Annotated in this window: 16 protein-coding genes; 9 read left to right on the top strand and 7 right to left on the bottom strand. The window is 71.1% G+C overall.

Annotated elements, in window-relative coordinates; genetic code table 11:
* Nucleotides 1–83: 83 nt before the first annotated feature.
* Complete coding sequence (locus ACIP98_RS27335; protein ID WP_401978416.1) at nucleotides 84–911, bottom strand: aldo/keto reductase; 828 nt, start codon at nucleotides 909–911, stop codon at nucleotides 84–86.
* 296 nt (nucleotides 912–1,207) lie between these two features.
* On the opposite strand from ACIP98_RS27335, the gene ACIP98_RS27330 reads away from it, so the two are divergent.
* Both ACIP98_RS27330 and ACIP98_RS27325 read left to right on the top strand, forming a co-directional pair.
* Complete coding sequence (locus tag ACIP98_RS27330) at nucleotides 1,208–2,431, top strand: MFS transporter (RefSeq protein WP_319663945.1); 1,224 nt, start codon at nucleotides 1,208–1,210, stop codon at nucleotides 2,429–2,431.
* A 94-nt stretch (nucleotides 2,432–2,525) separates the two neighbouring features.
* The gene (locus ACIP98_RS27325) at nucleotides 2,526–3,533 is read left to right on the top strand and encodes an aldo/keto reductase (protein WP_401978414.1); all 1,008 of its coding nucleotides are present in this window, start codon (nucleotides 2,526–2,528) and stop codon (nucleotides 3,531–3,533) included.
* Nucleotides 3,534–3,620: 87 nt separating this feature from the next.
* On the opposite strand, the gene ACIP98_RS27320 is transcribed toward ACIP98_RS27325, so the two are convergent.
* The 4 genes from ACIP98_RS27320 to ACIP98_RS27305 form a co-directional block, all read right to left on the bottom strand.
* Nucleotides 3,621–4,040 (bottom strand): SRPBCC family protein, encoded by a 420-nt coding sequence (locus tag ACIP98_RS27320; RefSeq protein ID WP_401978412.1) that lies wholly within the window; start codon nucleotides 4,038–4,040, stop codon nucleotides 3,621–3,623.
* A gap of 66 nt (nucleotides 4,041–4,106) precedes the next feature.
* A complete protein-coding gene (locus ACIP98_RS27315; protein WP_319663942.1) occupies nucleotides 4,107–5,126 on the bottom strand; it encodes an aldo/keto reductase in 1,020 nt (339 codons plus the stop codon).
* A 160-nt stretch (nucleotides 5,127–5,286) separates the two neighbouring features.
* The gene (locus tag ACIP98_RS27310; protein ID WP_319663941.1) at nucleotides 5,287–5,751 is read right to left on the bottom strand and encodes a MarR family transcriptional regulator; all 465 of its coding nucleotides are present in this window, start codon (nucleotides 5,749–5,751) and stop codon (nucleotides 5,287–5,289) included.
* Nucleotides 5,752–5,836: 85 nt separating this feature from the next.
* Complete coding sequence (locus ACIP98_RS27305; RefSeq protein WP_401978410.1) at nucleotides 5,837–6,421, bottom strand: ester cyclase; 585 nt, start codon at nucleotides 6,419–6,421, stop codon at nucleotides 5,837–5,839.
* A 126-nt stretch (nucleotides 6,422–6,547) separates the two neighbouring features.
* Here ACIP98_RS27305 and ACIP98_RS27300 point away from each other — a divergent pair, with 126 nt between their 5' ends.
* Together ACIP98_RS27300 and ACIP98_RS27295 are read left to right on the top strand one after the other, a co-directional pair.
* The gene (locus tag ACIP98_RS27300; protein ID WP_319663939.1) at nucleotides 6,548–7,162 is read left to right on the top strand and encodes a TetR family transcriptional regulator; all 615 of its coding nucleotides are present in this window, start codon (nucleotides 6,548–6,550) and stop codon (nucleotides 7,160–7,162) included.
* A gap of 214 nt (nucleotides 7,163–7,376) precedes the next feature.
* Nucleotides 7,377–8,477, top strand: coding sequence for an NADH:flavin oxidoreductase/NADH oxidase (locus tag ACIP98_RS27295; protein ID WP_319663938.1), 1,101 nt, complete (start codon nucleotides 7,377–7,379; stop codon nucleotides 8,475–8,477).
* Nucleotides 8,478–8,897: 420 nt separating this feature from the next.
* Here the strand turns inward: ACIP98_RS27295 and ACIP98_RS27290 are convergent, their stop codons facing one another.
* Nucleotides 8,898–9,692 (bottom strand): SDR family NAD(P)-dependent oxidoreductase, encoded by a 795-nt coding sequence (locus ACIP98_RS27290; protein ID WP_401978408.1) that lies wholly within the window; start codon nucleotides 9,690–9,692, stop codon nucleotides 8,898–8,900.
* 304 nt (nucleotides 9,693–9,996) lie between these two features.
* On the opposite strand from ACIP98_RS27290, the gene ACIP98_RS27285 reads away from it, so the two are divergent.
* The 5 genes from ACIP98_RS27285 (at nucleotide 9,997) to ACIP98_RS27265 (ending at nucleotide 16,516) form a co-directional block, all read left to right on the top strand.
* A complete protein-coding gene (locus ACIP98_RS27285; protein WP_319663935.1) occupies nucleotides 9,997–11,292 on the top strand; it encodes an extracellular solute-binding protein in 1,296 nt (431 codons plus the stop codon).
* Complete coding sequence (locus ACIP98_RS27280; protein ID WP_319663933.1) at nucleotides 11,289–12,191, top strand: sugar ABC transporter permease; 903 nt, start codon at nucleotides 11,289–11,291, stop codon at nucleotides 12,189–12,191. The genes ACIP98_RS27285 and ACIP98_RS27280 overlap by 4 nt, the downstream gene beginning before the upstream one ends.
* 53 nt (nucleotides 12,192–12,244) lie before the next feature.
* Nucleotides 12,245–13,009 carry a carbohydrate ABC transporter permease gene (locus ACIP98_RS27275; protein WP_401978475.1) on the top strand — a complete coding sequence of 255 codons (765 nt, stop codon included), beginning with the start codon at nucleotides 12,245–12,247 and terminating at the stop codon, nucleotides 13,007–13,009.
* A 174-nt stretch (nucleotides 13,010–13,183) separates the two neighbouring features.
* Complete coding sequence (gene yicI, locus ACIP98_RS27270; RefSeq protein ID WP_319663931.1) at nucleotides 13,184–15,460, top strand: alpha-xylosidase; 2,277 nt, start codon at nucleotides 13,184–13,186, stop codon at nucleotides 15,458–15,460.
* Between the two features lie 45 nt (nucleotides 15,461–15,505).
* On the top strand, nucleotides 15,506–16,516 hold the full coding sequence (locus tag ACIP98_RS27265) for a LacI family DNA-binding transcriptional regulator (RefSeq protein WP_319663928.1): 1,011 nt from the start codon (nucleotides 15,506–15,508) through the stop codon (nucleotides 16,514–16,516).
* Here ACIP98_RS27265 and ACIP98_RS27260 read toward each other — a convergent pair.
* On the bottom strand, nucleotides 16,476–17,348 hold the full coding sequence (locus ACIP98_RS27260) for an SMI1/KNR4 family protein (RefSeq protein WP_401978406.1): 873 nt from the start codon (nucleotides 17,346–17,348) through the stop codon (nucleotides 16,476–16,478). The two genes, ACIP98_RS27265 and ACIP98_RS27260, sit on opposite strands and share 41 nt — an antisense overlap.
* Nucleotides 17,349–17,718: the final 370 nt, after the last annotated feature.

Here is a 17,718-nt window from a genome sequence, read left to right as displayed (position 1 = left end):
GCCCGGGGGAGTTGCCGAGTCGTCCGGGTGGCCCGGCCACGAGATCGGCCGACGACTCCCCGCCGTGGCGTGTACGCGGGCGGTCAGTTGAAGGTGTCGGGGTCCGGCCCGATGCGGCCGCCGTCGTCGAGGGCGTCGATCGCGGCGATGTCGGAGTCGGTGAGGTCGAAGCCGAAGACGTCGAGGTTCTGGCGGATGCGCTCGGGCGTCACGGACTTCGGGATCACGATGGTGCCGTGCTGCAGGTGCCAGCGCAGGATCACCTGGGCCGGCGTCCTGCCCAGGCGGTCGGCGATGGACGTGACGGCCGGGTCCGCCAGCAGCGCGCCCTGGGCGAGCGGGCTCCACGCCTCGGTCGCGATGCTGTGCCGCGCGTGGAAGGCGCGCAGCTCGCGCTGCTGCAGCCGCGGGTGCAGTTCGACCTGGTTGACCGCCGGGGTGACGCCGCTCTCGTCCATCAGGCGCCGCAGGTGCTCGGGCTGGAAGTTGGAGACACCGATGGCGCGCGCCCGTCCCTCGGAGCGGATCTTCTCGAAGGCGCGCCAGGTGTCCGGGTAGCGGTCGTGGGCGGGTGCGGGCCAGTGGATCAGGTACAGGTCCACGTGGTCGAGGCCGAGCCGGGCGAGGGAGGCGTCGAAGGCGGCCAGGGTGCTGTCGTACCCCTGGTCGGCGTTCCACAGCTTGGTGGTCACGAAGAGCTCGTCGCGGGGGATGCCGGAGGCCGCCAGGGCCTGGCCGACGCCGGCCTCGTTGCCGTAGATCGCCGCGGTGTCGATGCTGCGGTAGCCGCTCTCCAGAGCGGTGGTGACGGCTGCGGCCGTCTCCGCGTCGGGCACCTGGAAGACGCCGAAACCGAGCTGCGGCATGGTGACGCCGTTGTTCAGCGTGAGGTGGGGGATGGGTGTCGTCATGGCGCTGATCCTTTCGCGTCACGGCCGGCCGGGGCCGTGGGAGCGAGTGCGGACGGGTGAACGTCCGGGCGGAGGGGGGAACCTTCCGCGCTTCGGGCCGTCACGCTAGTTGCGTACGCCAGTATTTGCAAACGCGGCATATGTGAGAGGGTGGGCAGGCTGCGTGCGCCGCGCATGAGTGCCGCGAGAACGCCGAGCCTGCACGTTCCGGATGGCCCGCGTTTGACGTTATGCGGCGCCTGCAAATATTGTGGACGCCAGCTAGGCGCCATCGCAATCTTTGAGAGGTCCCCACCATGCCCATCGCGCTCCTGGCCCTCGCCATCGGGGCCTTCGGGATCGGAACCACCGAATTCGTGATCATGGGCCTGCTGCCGCAGGTCGCCTCCGACTTCGGCGTGTCCGTACCCACTGCCGGCCTCCTGGTGACGGGCTACGGCCTCGGCGTCATGATCGGCGCGCCGATCATGACGCTGCTGGGCACCAAGGTGTCCCGCAAGAACATGCTCATGCTGCTCATGGTCCTGTTCGTCCTGGGCAACCTGGTGTCCGCGTTCGCCCCGGTCTTCGGCGTCATGCTGGCCGGCCGCATCCTGGCCTCCTTCACCCACGGAGCCTTCTTCGGCATCGGCTCGGTGGTCGCCGCCGAACTGGTCGCGCCCGAGAAGAAGGCCCGCGCCATCGCGCTGATGTTCACCGGGCTGACCGTGGCGAACGTCGTCGGTGTGCCGCTGGGAACACTCATCGGCCGGAGCGCCGGATGGCGGGTGACCTTCGTGCTCGTCGCCGCCCTCGGCGTCCTCGGCCTGGCAGGCGTCGCCAAGCTGGTCCCGGACCTGCCCAAGCCCGCGGGGGTGAGCCTGCGGCACGAACTGCGCGCCTTCCGCAACGCCCAGGTCGTCCTGGCCATGGCGATGACCGTGCTGGGCTTCGGCGGCGTCTTCGCGGCCATCACCTACATCGCGCCGATGATGACCGACGTGGCCGGCTTCGCCGGTTCCTCGATCACCTGGCTGCTCGTCCTGTTCGGCGTGGGCATGGTCGTCGGCAACCTGATCGGCGGCAGGTACGCCGACCGGGCCCTGATGCCGATGCTCTTCACGGCGCTCGGCTCCCTGGCCGCCGTGCTCGCCCTGTTCACCCTCACCGCGCACAGCCGGCCCGCCGCCGCCGTGACGGTCTTCCTGATCGGCGCCCTGGGCTTCGCGACCGTGCCGCCGCTGCAGAAGCGGGTCCTCGACCAGGCGTCCGGAGCTCCGACCCTGGCCTCGGCCGTGAACATCGGCGCCTTCAACCTCGGCAACGCCCTGTCCGCCTGGCTGGGCGGCATCGTCATCGCCGCGGGGCTCGGCTACACCGCGCCCAACGTGGTCGGCGCGGTGCTCACCGGCTCCGCCCTGCTGCTGGCCGTGGTCTCCGCCGGCCTCGACCGGCGCCGGGGCCACGCCGGCGGCGGCCGCAGCCGGGTCGTCGCCGACTCCCAGGGCCACGAGCAGCCCGCGCTCGCCGCCCGGCACTGACCCCACCGACGCCGGCGGGTACCGCGCCCGCCAACCCCCTGTCCGCGCAATCCCGCGATCCCCCGCGACCCCCGCAATCCGAGAAGGAACCCCCATGGACTTCACGCGCATCCTGCCCGACCGGATCGGCTTCGGCACCGCCCCGCTGGGCAACATGTTCCGGGCCATCCCCGAGGACGAGGCCGCCGCCACCGTGCAGGCGGCCTGGGACCAGGGCATCCGCTACTACGACACGGCGCCGCTGTACGGGGCGGGCCTGGCCGAGATCCGGCTCGGCGACGCCCTCGCGGACAAGCCGCGCGACGAGTACGTCCTGAGCACCAAGGTCGGCCGGATCATCCTCGACGAGGTCGACCCGGCCGCGCGCGAACTGGGCGAGAAGGGCAACCTCTTCGAGCACGGCCGCCCCCATACGATCGTCAACGACTACACCGCCGACGCCACGCTGCGCTCCGTCGAGGAGAGCCTGAAGCGCCTGCGCACCGACCGCGTCGACATCGTGTGGGTCCACGACATCGCGCAGGACTTCTACGGCGACGCGTGGCTGGAGAAGTTCGAGGAGGCCCGCACCGGCGCCTTCCGCGCCCTGTCCCGCCTCCGCGAGGAGGGCGTCATCAAGGCCTGGGGCATCGGCGTCAACCGCGTCGAGCCCCTGGAGACCACCCTCGACCTCGACGAACCGCGCCCGGACGCCTTCCTGCTGGCCGGCCGCTACACCCTGCTCGACCACGAACGGGCCCTGCAGCGCCTGATGCCCGCCGCCGCGGCGGCCGGTGTCGGCATCGTCGTCGGCGGCCCGTACAGCTCCGGCGTGCTGGCCGGCGGGCGGCACTTCGAGTACGCGGAGGCCTCGCCGGAGATCCTGGCCAGGGTCGGGCGGATCAGGGACCTCGCGGACCGGCACGGCATCGGCGTCAAGGCCGCGGCCCTGCAGTTCGCCCTCGCCAACCCGGCGACCGCCGCCGTGATCCCGGGCGCCACCAAGCCCGGCCGCATCGCGGAGGACCTGGCCGCCCTCCGTGAGCCGGTCCCCGCCGCCTTCTGGCAGGACCTGCGCGCGCAGGGCCTGGTCGCGCGGGAGGCCCCGCTGCCCGCGGCCTGACCGCGGGCGTGCGGCGCGGCGGGCACCGGCGAGCACACACCGCCGGTGCCCGCGGCGCTCCGGGACGGTCCGTGGCGGTCGCGCGCGTCAGCCCGAGAGGGCCTTCAGGAGGCCGTCCAGGCCGTCGCGGTAGATCCCGGTGAAGAGGGCGATCACGTCGTCGTCCTCGACCCCCTGCGGGACGAACCGGCCGGACCACTGGACCTCCGCCGCGTCCTTCGCGCCGGGGACCTCGTGCACCCGCAGCGTGGACAGGTAGCCCGTGACGGGGAAGGGGCTCGCGTCGAGGGTGTAGGAGTAGGACCGCTGCTGCGCGTCGAAGGCCAGCAGGCGTTCGACGACGACCTCGCCCTGGGAGGTCGTGAGCCGGCGGACCCGGCCGCCCTCCAGGAGGACGCAGTCCGGGATGGTGGGGATCCAGTCGGGCAGGGAGCCGAAGCCGCCGATCAACCGCCACACGTGCGCGGGGGAGGCGGGGACGACCTGACTCGTCGAAGTCGATGCCATGGGTGTTCTCCTGGTGTCGTCGGCGGACGCGTGCGGAGGGTGACGCTGCGGCCGCAGGGCGCGGATTCAGGCGCCGCCGGGGAGCGGTGCGACTGGGCTGACGAGTCCCGCCGCGCGCAGGTCGTGCCAGAACGCCGCCGGGATCTGCTCCCGCGCCGCGGCGATGTCCTCGGTGATGCGGCCCGGCCGGGTCGCCCCCGGGACGACGGCGCACGCGACCGGGTGGGCGAGCGAGAACTGCAGCGCCGCCGCCTTCATGCCCACGCCGTGCCGGTCGGCGATCTCCTTGATCCGCCGGACCTTGTCGCGCACTTCCGCGGAGGCGGGCCGGTACTCGAAGTGCTCCCCGCCCGCCAGCACCCCGGAGCTGTAGGGTCCCCCCACGACCATGCCGAGGCCCTGCTCCTGCGCGGTGGGCAGCAGTCGCTGGAGGGCGCGCTCGTGGTCCAGGAGGGTGTAACGGCCCGCGAGCAGGAAGCCGTCGGGCTGAGGCTCCGCCAACTCCAGGGCCAGCTCGATGGGTTCGACGCGATGGGTGCCGATGCCCCAGGCCTTGATGACGCCGTCGTCGCGCAGCCGGGTGAGCACCCGGAAGGCGCCGGTGCGCGCTTCGTCGAACTTCTGCAGCCATGCGTCGCCGTGGAAGTCCTGCGCGATGTCGTGGACCCACACGATGTCGATGCGGTCGGTGCCCAGTCGCTTGAGGCTGTCGTCGAGCGAGCGCTCGGTGGCCTCCGCGGTGTACTCGGTCACCATCGTCAGGTGCCGTCCGTGCTCGAACAGGCCTTCCTTCTCGCCCAGTTCCTGTTCGCGCGCCCCCGGGTCCTCCCTCTCGTCGAAGATGACCCGCCCGACTTTCGTGGACAGCGCGTAGGTGTCCGAGGGCTGCCGGGACAGGAGTTCACCCAGGCGCAGCTCCGCCAGACCCGCCCCGTAGAACGGGGCCGTGTCGTAGTAGCGGATGCCCTGGTCCCAGGCGGCCCGGAGGGTTGCCCGCGCCTCCCCGTCCGGTACGGCGCGGAACATGTTGCCCAGTGGGGCGGTGCCGAAGCCGATGCGGCCGGGAAGGATCGAGGCGAGCCTCATGACGGGTCCCTTCAGCGGTGTCGGACAGTCCAGCCTGACACGGCGGAACAAACGACCGCAAAAGGGATGCCATGCTGAGTGCGCCCCGAACGGCGCCGCTTCTCACGGTGAGTTGAGGCCGGTCGCGCAGCGCGACCGGCCTCGGTGATCCTCCGCGGGCTCAGACGGACGCCGGGAGGTGCAGCCCCTCGACCGTCCTGACCAGCGGGGCCAGGTTCGGGTTCTTCGCGGCCTCGTCCAGCGCGTCGCGCAGCGCCGCGTCATTGGTCGGCCGGGCCTCGGCGAGCAGTGCCAGGCCGGGCTCCGTGACGTCGGTGTAGATCCCGCGCCGGTCGGTGACGCACAGGTAGCGGCTGAGGAGCCCCCGGTCCTCCAGGCGGGTCACCAGGCGCGTCGTCGCGCTCTGGCTGAGCACGACGGCCTCGGCCACCTGCTTCATCTGGAGGTGGCCGCCCGGTCCGTCGTGCTGCCGGCTGAGGACCTCGAGCAGGGAGTACTCGCGCACGCTCAGCTCGTGTCCCGCCTGCAGGGCGCGCTCGATGTGCGCCTCGATCCTGCCGTGCAGCGCCGAGAGGGCGTACCAGCTCTGCGAGAGCCCGGTCAGGGCCGGATCCGTCGCGGTCATCGCCGCCTCCCGATGATCTACGTCTGCAATAATTAACGTCTGCAACTATTGTGGACGTCACGCTGCCGTGACGCAAGCACCCTGGTCAGCCCCGGTGGGCGGCCGCGCTGAAGCCGTCCAGCGCCCGGGCCGCCTCGGCCGCCGCGTCCGTGACCTCGGCCGCGGCGCGCGCGGCGCGGCCGGAGATCTTCCAAGCGGCGACGCGCAGCGCGACGGCCGGCGAGGGCGGGAAGACCCCGAGCTGGCCGAGCATCGTCAGGTCGTCGCGCAGGGCCTCGTGCCGGACCACCTTGCCGTCGCGGATGTCGAGCAGGTGCACCTGCTCGAAGTCGACCTCCCGCCCGGTGGGCGGCACGGCCTGGTCGAGCGCCCCGTCCTTGAAGCGGACGAAGGGGCCCGTGTGCCGCCCCTGCATGCGCAGTCGCACCCACACCTGGTGGTCGTTGACCGCGACCCCGGCGAACGGGAAGCGCAGGCCGTCGAAGGCCGACCGCAGCCACGCGCCCGAGGCCAGGGTGCCGGCGGGGCCGGGGATCGCGCAGGCCGCGGGGGCGACCGCGGCCTCGCGGTTGTGGTTGTCCGCGCCGACGACCTCGGCGGCCAGGGCGGGATCGCCCGTCTCGAGTATCCGGAAGAGCCCGTGTGCCAGTTCCACGGCGTCCATCGCCATCGTCGTGTGCCTTTCGCCCGCGTCGGGTGGGTTCGGTGGCGCGGGGTGTTCGAACCGCGCATATTGAGGTTACAAACCACCGATTGAATAGGTCAATGTCGTGATCATTTTGGCTAGGATGGTCCGGTGACCCAGAAGCGCGCATACGTCTCCCCCCTCCGCGAGCAGGCCGCGGCGCGCACGCGCGCGCTGATCCTCGACCGGGCCTCGGCGCTCTTCGCCGAGCGTGGCTACGGGCGCGTCACCGTCGCGGACATCGCCGCGGCGGCCGGCGTGGCGGCGAAGACGGTGTTCGCCAGCGTGGGGAGCAAGGGCGACATCCTCGACCGGATCGTGGACGCGGCCGTCGTGCAGTCGGGGTACGGGGACGCCGTCGCCCATGTGCTCACACTGCGCACGCCGGCCGAGGCGCTGCGGGCCGTCGCGCACGGCACGCGGGCCGGGAACGAGAGCCAGTTCCGGGTCCACGAGGCCATCCACAAGGCGCTGCCGGTCCACGAGAACGGCGAGGCGCTGTGGGAGCGGGCCACCACCGCGTACCGGGCGGCGCTGCGCACCGTCGCCGTCCATCTGCACGGGCTCGACGAACCGCCGCGCCACTGCGCCGTCGAGGAGACGGCCGACCTGCTGTGGTTCTGGTTCGGGCCCACCGGCTGGCGCACGCTCGTCGTCGAGAACGGCTGGCCCTGGGGGCGGGCCGAGGACATGCTGCACCGCACCGCTGTCGCCACTCTCTACTGATCGCTCTCCGCCGGACCGGCCGCTCCCCTCCGGCTCCTCCGCTCCCCTCCGGCCGTGGCGGCGGCTGTGATCGGCGCCGCGAAAGCATGCGTTTGCATCTATGGGCGTCTGCAATTATTGTAGTGGCTTGTAAGGCGCTGTTGCACTGATATGGCGGCCTGGACGCCCGCGCCAATGCCCCAGGCCCCCCGACGCCATCAGAGGAGACACCCGCGTGACCACCCTGTTCGAGCCGTACACCCTCAGGTCGCTGACCGTCCCCAATCGCATCTGGATGGCGGCCATGTGCCAGTACAGCGCGGCACCGGACGGCCCTGACGCCGGCGTGCCGAACGACTGGCACTTCTCCCACCTCTCGGCCCGCGCGGCCGGTGGCACGGGCCTGATCATCACGGAGGCCACCGCCGTCAGCGCCGAGGGCCGGATCAGCCCCTACGACCTCGGCATCTGGAACGACACCCAGGTCGCCGCGTTCCGGCGGATCACGGAGTTCCTGAAGTCCCAGGGCACCGTCCCCGGGATCCAGCTCGCCCACGCCGGCCGCAAGGCCTCCACCGAGCGCACCTGGGTCGACCGCGGCGCGCCGATCCCGCCCTGGGAGCCGCACGGCTGGATCCCGGTCGGACCGAGCCCGCTTCCCTTCGCCGAGCACTCGACGACCCCCGTGGAGCTGACCGCCGAGCGGATCGCGGAGATCGTCCGGGAATTCGCCGACGCGGCCCGCCGGGCGCTTGCGGCCGGTTTCCAGGTCGCCGAGATCCACGGTGCCCACGGCTACCTGATCCACCAGTTCCTCTCGCCCCACAGCAACCGGCGCACCGACGCGTACGGCGGCTCCTTCGAGGGCCGTACCCGCTTCGCCCTGGAGGTCGTCGACGCGGTCCGCGCCGTGTGGCCCGAGGAACTGCCGCTCTTCTTCCGCACCTCCGCGACCGACTGGCTCGCCGAGAACGCGGACGACCACCGCGAGGGCTGGACCGGCGAGGACACCGTCCGCTTCGCCAAGGAACTGCAAGCCCGCGGCGTTGACCTGCTGGACGTCTCCACGGGCGGCAACGTGCCGGACGCCAGGATCGAGGCCGTTCCCGGCTATCAGGTGCCCTACGCCGAGCGCGTGCGCAGCGCGACCGGCATGCCGGTCGCGGCCGTCGGTCTGATCACCGAGCCCGAGCAGGCACAGGCCATCGTCGCCTCGGGGCGCGCGGACGCCGTACTCCTGGCCCGGGAGCTGCTGCGCGACCCGTACTGGGCCCGGCACGCCGCGCAGAAGCTCGGCGGCGAGGTCGGCACTCCCGTCCAGTACCACCGCGCGTAGGGCGGTACGGGACGGCGCGGAGCGGCGAGGGGTGGGGCGCGTGATGCGCCCCGCCCCTCGTGTGTGTTCCGGCGAGCCGCCGCGGCATGCGCGACGCGGCGTCGGCGGTCACCGTGGGAGTATCCGTATCCGCACCTTCGCCCGACCGAGAGGGACGGCGATGGAGTGCGGGAAGCCGGCAGCGTCCCGCCCGCGGGTGTCGCCGACGGCCGGCACCCCACCGAGTGGCCGGAGCCGCCGGCGGGCAACCCCGGCGCGGCCCAACTGGAGCCGACGGCCCAGGACATCGACCGCCTGGACGAGGTCGTGCACCCGAACTCATCCGTGCCCACCGGCACCAGGCCAATCTGGTCCCCTCGCGGTTCGGCGAGCCGGAGGACCTCGCCCCGCCGGGGCCCGCCCGCTGACGCACCGCCGCCGTCAGGGCAGGATCGCGTCCACGTAGCCGCCGTCGACCCGCAGCGCGCCGCCGGTCGTCGCGGACGCGAGGTCGGAGCTGAGGTAGACCACCATGTTGGCGATCTCCTCGGGCTCGATCAGCCGTTGCAGCAGGGACTGCGGACGGTGCTCCCGCATGAAGACCCGCTGCGCCTCGTCCCAGGGCAGGTCCGGGTCGACCAGTTGGCGGACGAAGTCCTCGACGCCCGCCGTGTGCGTGGGGCCGGCGATCACCGAGTTCACGGTGACGCCGGTTCCGGCGGCCTTCTTGGCGAAGCCGCGGCCGACGGCGAGCAGGGCGGTCTTGGACATGCCGTAGTGGATCATCTCGGCGGGGATGACGACCGCCGAGTCGCTGGCCACGTACTGGACGCGGCCCCAGCCGCGTTCGACCATCCCCGGCAGGTAGTGGCGGGTGAGGCGGACCGCGGCGAGCACGTTGACCTCGAAGTAGCGCCGCCACTCGTCGTCGGTGATGTCGAGGGCGTCCACCGCCCCGAAGATGCCGAGGCTGTTGATCAGCACGTCGAGGTCGGGCAGGGCCGCCAGTACGCGGGACGTCCCGTCCTCGGTCGCCACGTCGGCACTGACGGGCACGAAGTCGCCGTCCGGGACCTCGACTTGGAGCCGTTCGACCGCTTCGTCGACACGCTTCGACGTCCGTCCGTTCACCCCCACCCTGGCGCCCGCGCGGGCGAGGCCCGCGGCGACGGCGGCTCCGATCCCCTGTGTCGATCCGGTGACCAGCGCGGTGCGTCCCGTGAGGTCGATGCGCATGTCCGGCTCCCTGCGATGTCGACGGCCCCGATGACCGCTCGCGTACCCGGTCAGGGCGCGGGCAAGCGCTTCGCCACCTCCTGAGGATGCCCCAGGGAGGTCATCGCGGGTGGCCGGGGTGGCTTAGGTGCCGCTCACCTGCTGCCGGACGCTCGCCGGAAATGGCTGGTCGTTGATTTGTTAACACCATTGACATAGGACCCGGCCCTGCATACGGTCCTGCGTCGAAGCGCTTCGACGCGTCGCATCGAATCCATTCGATGGGCGCCTCTCCGTTCGTACAGCCCAGGTGGAGGTCACTTCAATGTTGAAGGTGCGCAGACCGGCAGCTCTCGCGGCAGCTGCCCTGGCGGGCGTCCTGCTCATCACGTCGTGCGGCAGTTCCGGCGGCAGCGAGGAGGGCGACGGCAAGACCCTCAAGCTCTGGCACTACGAGGCGCCGAACAGCGCCATGGGCGTCGCCTGGGACCAGGCGATAGCGGAGTTCAAGAAGTCGCACCCCGGTGTCAAGGTGGAGTTCGAGGCCAAGGGCTTCGAACAGGTCCAGAAGACCGCCTCGATGGTGCTCAACTCCAGCAACGCCCCCGACGTCATGGAGTACAACAAGGGCAACGCCACCGCCGGCCTGCTGGCCAAGCAGGGCCTGCTCACCGACCTCACCCCGCAGGTCGCCAAGTACGGCTGGGACAAGCTGCTCAGCCCCAGCGTGACGACCACCAGCCGCTACGACGCCAAGGGCGTCATGGGCTCCGGGAACTGGTACGGCATCCCCAACTTCGGCGAGTACACGATGGTGTACTACAACAAGGACCTGTTCCAGAAGAACGGCGTCAAGGTCCCCACCACGTTCGACGAGTTCGAGCAGGCACTGGCCGCCTTCAAGGCCAAGGGCATCACCCCGCTCGCCAACGGAGGCGCGGAGTACCCGGCCCACCAGTACCTCTACCAGCTGGCGCTGACCAAGGCCGACCGCAGCTGGGTCGACGCCTTCGAGCTCTACAAGGGCAAGGCCGACTTCCACGACGCCGCCTGGACGTACGCCGCCAACACCCTCTCGGACTGGGTGAAGAAGGGCTACATCGCCAAGACCAGCAGCGGCGCCAAGGCCGAGGACGCCGGTGTCTCCTTCATCAGCGGCAAGTCCCCGATCTTCTTCTCCGGCAGCTGGTGGTACGGGCGCTTCCGCGACGAGAACAAGTTCCAGTGGGGCTCGTTCCTCTTCCCCGGCAGCAAGCTCACCCTCGGCTCCGGCGGCAACCTCTGGGTCGTCCCGAAGAACGCCAAGAACAAGCAGCTGGCCTACGACTTCATCGACATCACGATGAAGAAGGGGATCCAGAACACCCTCGGCAACAACGGCGGCGTGCCCGTCGCGGCCGAGCCCACGGCGATCACCGACCCCAGCTCCAAGGAACTGATCGAGAACTTCAACAAGGTCTCCTCCCAGGACGGTCTGGCCTTCTACCCGGACTGGCCGGTCCCCGGCTTCTACGACGTGCTCGTCTCCGAGACCCAGAAGCTGATCACCGGCAGCGGGAGCCCCGACGAGGTCCTCGACGGGCTGCAGAAGGCCTATGACGCGGGTGCGCCCACGTCATGAGTGCCCGACCCCTCCGGCTGCGCAACCCGTACGCGCTGTACCTGATCCCCGGTGTCATCGCCTTCCTGGCGGTCATCGTCGTGCCCTTCGTGATGAACATCTATTTCAGCTTCACGCACTGGCAGGGCGTCGGCTCCCCGGCATGGGCGGGCCTGGACAACTACCGGGAGCTGATGAAGGACTCTCGCTTCTGGGAGTCCTTCCGGCACAGCCTCGCCATGGTCGTGGCGATGGCGGTCGTCCCGACCGCTGTCGGCCTCGTCGTCGCCGCGACCCTGTTCGACTTCATCGGCAAGCACTTCGGATCGAAGCTGGCCAGCGTGCTGCGTGCCTGCTTCTACCTGCCCCAGGTCCTGCCCATCACGGTCGCCGGCATCGTGTGGAGCTGGATCCTCGCCCCCGAGAACGGCTCCCTCAACGAGGTGCTCAAGGCGGTGGGCCTGGGCTCGCTCCAGCAGGACTGGCTGGGCGACCCGAAGTTCGCGCTCTGGAGCGTGATGGCCGTGATGGTGTGGGTGCAGCTGGGCTTCCCCGTCGTGATCTTCATGGCGGGACTCCAGCGGGCCGACCCGGCCCTCTACGAGGCGGCCGAGCTGGACGGGACGAACTGGTGGCAGCGCTTCTGGCACGTGACGCTGCCCCAGATCCGCCCCGAGATCTACGTGGTGATGCTCTGGTGCACCATCGCCGCCCTCAAGGTCTTCGGCGCCGTGTACGTGCTCACCAAGGGCGGTCCGGCCGACGCGACCATCGTCCCGTCGTACTTTTCGTTCGCCACGTTCTTCGAGAAGACCGACGTCGGCTACGGCTCGACGATCGCGACGGTGCTCACCCTGATCATCCTGGCGCTGACCATGGTCGGCCTGCGCTTCCAGACCCGCGCGGAGGACGCCCAGTGACCGCGGCAAAGCGCTACCCCGTACTGGTGGCGATCATCCTCGGCGCGATCTTCATGGTGCTGCCGCTCCTGATCGTGCTCAACAACGCGCTGAAGTCGCCCGCCGACTACTCCGCGCACGGCCCGCTCGCCCTGCCCCACGGCATCCACTTCGACGCGCTCTCCGACTTCTGGACGCGGGTCGACTTCGGGCAGATGCTGGTCAACTCGGTGCTGATCTCCGGCCTGGTGGCCGTCTTCGGCGTGGTCCTGTCGGTGCTCAACGCGTACGCGATCGGCATCGGCAGGATCAGGGGACGCGCGTGGATCCTCGCCTTCTTCGTGCTGGCCAACGTGCTGCCGCAGGAGGCCCTGGTCTACCCGCTGTACTACCTGTCCAAGCAGGTCGGCCTCTACGACACCCGGGTCAGCCTGATCATCGTCTTCAGCGTCATCCAGGCGGCGTTCGGCACCTACCTGCTCTCCTCGGTGCTGGGGGCCTTCCCCAAGGAGGTCATCGAGGCCGCCCGGATCGACGGCGCCAACAGCTGGCAGATCCTGTGGCGGATGGTGGTCCCGATCAGCCGGCCCACCCTCGGCGTCCTGATGGTGTTCTTCTTCATCTGGACCTGGAACGAGTTCCTCCTGCCCCTGGTCATGCTGCCGTCGAACGACAACCAGACCGTCTCGGTCGCGCTCGGCGTCCTGCAGGGCCAGCGGCTGATGGACGCGACGATGACCAACGCGGCCGGCCTGCTCGGCGCGCTGCCCGCCATCGTCTTCTTCCTGGTCTTCCAGCGGACCCTGACCCGCGGCATCGCCGTGGGCGCGGTGAAGTGACCCGGCCGCCGGCCGCGACCGCCACCGCCCGCCCGCGGGGCGGCTGACCACCGTCCCGCGGGCCCGCCCCGCCGCTCTGCCTCCCGCCCTCCCTCCCCGGGCCGGAGGCAGAGCCCCCCATGCCTCCCACACGTACCGAGAACGCCGGTGGCATCCACCGGGAAAGGCATCTCCATGAAGTTCACCGACGGGTACTGGCTGCTGCGCGAAGGCGTCACGGCGGCGTATCCGGCAGAGGTCCTCGATGCCGTCCCCGGAAACGGCACGCTCCGGGTCCACGCACCCACCCAGCACATCCGGCACCGCGGCGACACGCTCAAGGGCCCGGTCGTCACCGTCGACTGCACCGCGCCGATGCCCGGTGTGATCGGTGTGCGCGTCACCCACTTCGAGGGCGGCGTCGAGACCGGTCCGCACTTCGAACTGCACGAGCAGCCGCACGAGGCCGTGGTGACCGTCGACGACAAGGAGGCCGTCCTCACCTCCGGCGAGCTGAGTGTGCGCTTCGCCCGCGACGGCGAGTGGCGGATGGAGTTCCGCGACGCCGACGGCCGCACCATCACCAGCAGCGACGCCAAGGCCATGGCGCTGATGAGCACCGCCGACGGCGGGCACCATGTCCGCGAGCAACTGCGCCTGAACGTCGGCACCTCCGTCTACGGCCTCGGCGAGCGCTTCGGGCCGCTGGTCAAGAACGGCCAGACCGTGGACATCTGGAACGCGGACGGCGGCACCAGCAGCGAGCAGAGCTACAAGAACGTCCCGTTCTACCTGACCGACGCCGGCTACGGCGTCTTCGTGGACGACCCCGGCAAGGTCTCCTTCGAGGTCGCCTCGGAGCAGGTCTCCCGCGTCCAGTTCAGCGCCGAGCGCCAGCAGCTGCAGTACTACGTCATCCACGGGCCCTCGCCCAAGGAGATCCTGCGCAAGTACACCGCGCTCACCGGCCGGCCTGCCCTGCCGCCCGCCTGGTCCTTCGGGCTGTGGCTGACGACATCGTTCACCACCTCCTACGACGAGCAGACCGTCACCGGATTCGTCGAGGGCATGGCCGAGCGCGACCTGCCGCTGTCGGCCTTCCACTTCGACTGCTTCTGGATGCGCGAGTTCAACTGGTGCGACTTCGAGTGGGACCCGCGGGTCTTCCCCGACCCCGAGGGGATGCTGCGCCGGCTCAAGGAGCGCGACCTGCACATCTGCGTGTGGATCAACCCCTACATCGCCCAGCGCTCCCCGCTGTTCGCCGAGGGCAAGGCCGCCGGTTACCTGCTCAAGCGCCCCGACGGCGGCGTCTGGCAGTGGGACCTGTGGCAGCCCGGCATGGCCCTGGTCGACTTCACCAACCCCGATGCCTGCGCCTGGTACGCGGGCAAGCTCGAGGCCCTGCTCGACATGGGCGTGGACTGCTTCAAGACCGACTTCGGCGAGCGTGTGCCCACCGACGTCGCGTACTTCGACGGCTCCGACCCCGAGCGCATGCACAACTACTACACGCAGCTGTACAACAAGACCGTCTTCGACGTGCTGCGCAAGCACCGCGGCGAGGGCGAGGCCGTGCTCTTCGCCCGCTCGGCCACGGCCGGCGGCCAGCAGTTCCCGGTGCACTGGGGCGGCGACTGCGAGTCCACGTACGAGTCGATGGCCGAGTCGCTGCGCGGCGGCCTGTCGCTCGGCCTGTCCGGCTTCGGCTACTGGAGCCACGACATCGGCGGCTTCGAGGGGCTGCCCGACGCGGGGCTGTTCAAGCGCTGGACCGCCTTCGGCATGCTCTCCTCGCACAGCCGGCTGCACGGCTCCTCGTCCTACCGCGTGCCGTGGCTCTTCGACGAGGAGGCCGTGGATGTACTGCGCCACTTCACCGAGCTCAAGCTGAGCCTGATGCCCTACCTCTACGGGGCCGCCCACCAGGCGCACACCGAGGGCGTCCCGATGATGCGCGCCATGGTGCTGGAGTTCCCGGACGACCCGGGCTGCGCGCCGCTGGACCGCCAGTACATGCTCGGCGGCGACCTGCTGGTGGCGCCGGTGTTCTCCGCGAGCGGCGAGGTGTCGTACTACGTGCCCGAGGGCACCTGGACCCACTTCACGACCGGAGAGCGGGTCACCGGCCCGCGCTGGGTGCGCGAGACGCACGACTACCTCAGTGTGCCGCTGCTGGCCCGGCCCGGCGCCGCGATCCCGGTGGGCGCGGTCACCGACCGCCCGGACTACGCGTGGGCGGACGACGTGACCCTCCGGGTGTTCGAGCCCGCCGACGGCTCCCGGACCACCGTCCGGATCCCCGGCGAGAACGGCTCGGCCGCGGCCGAGATCACCGTCGTGCGTGACGGCGCCACGCTGCGGGCCGAGACCTCCGACGCCCGCTTCCCGTGGGGTGTCGAGGTGGCGGGCGGACCCTCCGCCCGTGCGGCGGCGGGCACGGCGGTTCTCACGCTGGACCTCTCCGTCTAGCCGTACAGGGGACAAGAGACAAGAGACAAGGGGCAAGGGAGTCTCATGGTCAAGATCACCGATGTCGCGCGGCACGCGCAGGTGTCGCCGAGCACCGTCAGCTACGCGCTGAGCGGCAAGCGGCCGATCTCGCCGGAGACCCGGGAGCGCATCGAGAACAGCATCCGTGAACTGGGCTACCGGCCGCACGCCGGTGCCCGTTCGCTGGCCAGCAGCAGATCACGGGTGCTCGGTCTGGTGCTTCCCCTGCGCAAGGGCATCCACGTGCCCGTGGTCATGCAGTTCGCGACCTCCGTGCTGACCGCGGCCCGTGAGCACGACCACGATGTCCTCCTCCTCACCCAGAGCGAGGGGGAGGAGGGCATCATGCGGGTCGCCGAGAGCGCCATGGCGGACGCGTTCATCATCATGGACGTCGAGTCGGAGGACCGCAGGCTCCCGTTGCTGCGGACCATGGACCGCCCGTCCGTGCTCATCGGCTTCCCGTCCGATCCGGCCGGACTCACCTGCGTCGACCTGGACTTCGCGGGGGCCGGCGAGGCCTGCGTGGAACACCTCGCCTCGCTCGGCCACCGCACGGTGGCCCTCGTCGGCTCACCCCCCGAGGTCTACGTCCGCGGCACCGGCTTCGCCCGCCGGGTCGCGGCCGGATTCACGGCCGCCGCCGACCGGCTCGGCCTGCGCTCGTGCGTGCACCCCTGCCCGGAGACGCCTGCCGCCGCCCGGGCGATGGCCGAGCAACTGCTGCGGGAGCAGCCGTCGTTGACCGGGGTGGTGGTCCACAACGAACCGATCACCCAGCCCCTCGTCGACGCCTTCACCGCCATCGGACTGCGCGTGCCCGAGGACATCTCGGTCACCGCGATCTGCCCCGACGAGATCGCCGAGCAGACCCCGCTGCCCATCACCTCGGTCGCCCTCCCGACGGCCGAGATCGGCACGCGCGCCGTGGGCCTGCTGATGTCCAAGCTCGCCGACGACGACGTCCCCGAGACCACCGTCCTCCCGGCCCTGCTCACCCCCCGGGCCACCACGGCCCCGCCTCCGGCCGCATAGGTGTCGGAAGGTGCCCCCACCCCGCGGTGCCTGACACGGCACTCCCCAGCGGTGGCCGGGGGAACCGCGGGGCCCGCCCTCCGGGCAGCCGGGGCCAATGTGACGACAGCGCCGTCGCACCGGTCACCAGTAGGCCCTGTCGTCCCAGCGTTCGAAGCGGCCGTAGTCCACGGGGTTCCTCCTGGTCGAACCCGGCGAGACCGGCGGTACGGAACCGGCCGCGCTGCCAGGCCAGAAGGGTGTCGACCAGACCGGAGCCGAGGGGCGGCCCCTGGTCGGCGTGGCGAGGCCAGACGATCAAGGGCCATGCGTCGGTGTCGTCACCCTCGGTGAGCCAGCCGAGCCAGTCGGCGTCGACGGAGTTGGCGAACGGGAGGAGACCACCGGGCTCGGGCCGGACCGCGAGCGGGTACCACTCGGCGTTGCCGGCCTTGAGCCGCCGGTAGGCGTCCGCGGTGGAGCGCACGTGCGCGGCGAATCGCTTCTCGCGGGTCCGCAGCGGTGTGAGGAAGCGCAGCCAGCCGCTCCAGCAGCCCGCCCCGTACAGCTCCATCAGGGCCACGTACTCCCGAGGCAGCGCCGTGCCGAGTTCGTCGAAGAGCCCGTCCCACGTGCCGTCGCCGAGGTACGGCGTCGCGGGCGGCGGTGTCAGCAGGCGCAGCGCGTCCAGGCCGGTGCCGGTCCACAGCGCGACGTTGCGTTGTTCGTCGGTGAGCCGGGGAACGTCCGGCGGGGGAGGTGCCCAGGGGGCGCGGTCGTCAGGAAGGCGGTGCGAGCGATCGTCCCCGGCAGCGGGCCGATCAGGGGGCCGGGCGGGGAGGGGAGGGACCACTCCGCGCGGACGGTGTGCCGCAGGTACTCGGTGAGCGTCAGGTCGTAGCGGTGCCACGGGCGCAGCCCGCTGCCGGGGACCGCGCCCCTGTGCCGGACGACCACGGTCCACCGGTCGGGATCCGGGGACGAGCCGGTGTCCCAGAAGAACATGTCGGAACTGCGGCTCTTCCCCCAGGCCAGCAGCCCGCCCGGCTCGGGGTGGACGGCGGGCCGCTCGTCCGCGGGCAGCGCGCGGGCGTCGATCCTGGCCCGGTGGTGGGTGGAGCGCAGCCAGTCGCCGTAGTCGAAGCGGCCCTCCTGCGCGCACGGGACGTGGATCCAGAGGTAGTCCCCGAAGTCCAGGGGGCCGTGACGACCGGCCAGTTGTC

It is taken from the genome of Streptomyces sp. NPDC088354 (genome assembly GCF_044753585.1).
Taxonomy (GTDB): domain Bacteria; phylum Actinomycetota; class Actinomycetes; order Streptomycetales; family Streptomycetaceae; genus Actinacidiphila.
This window is presented reverse-complemented; position numbering and strand designations above follow the sequence as displayed.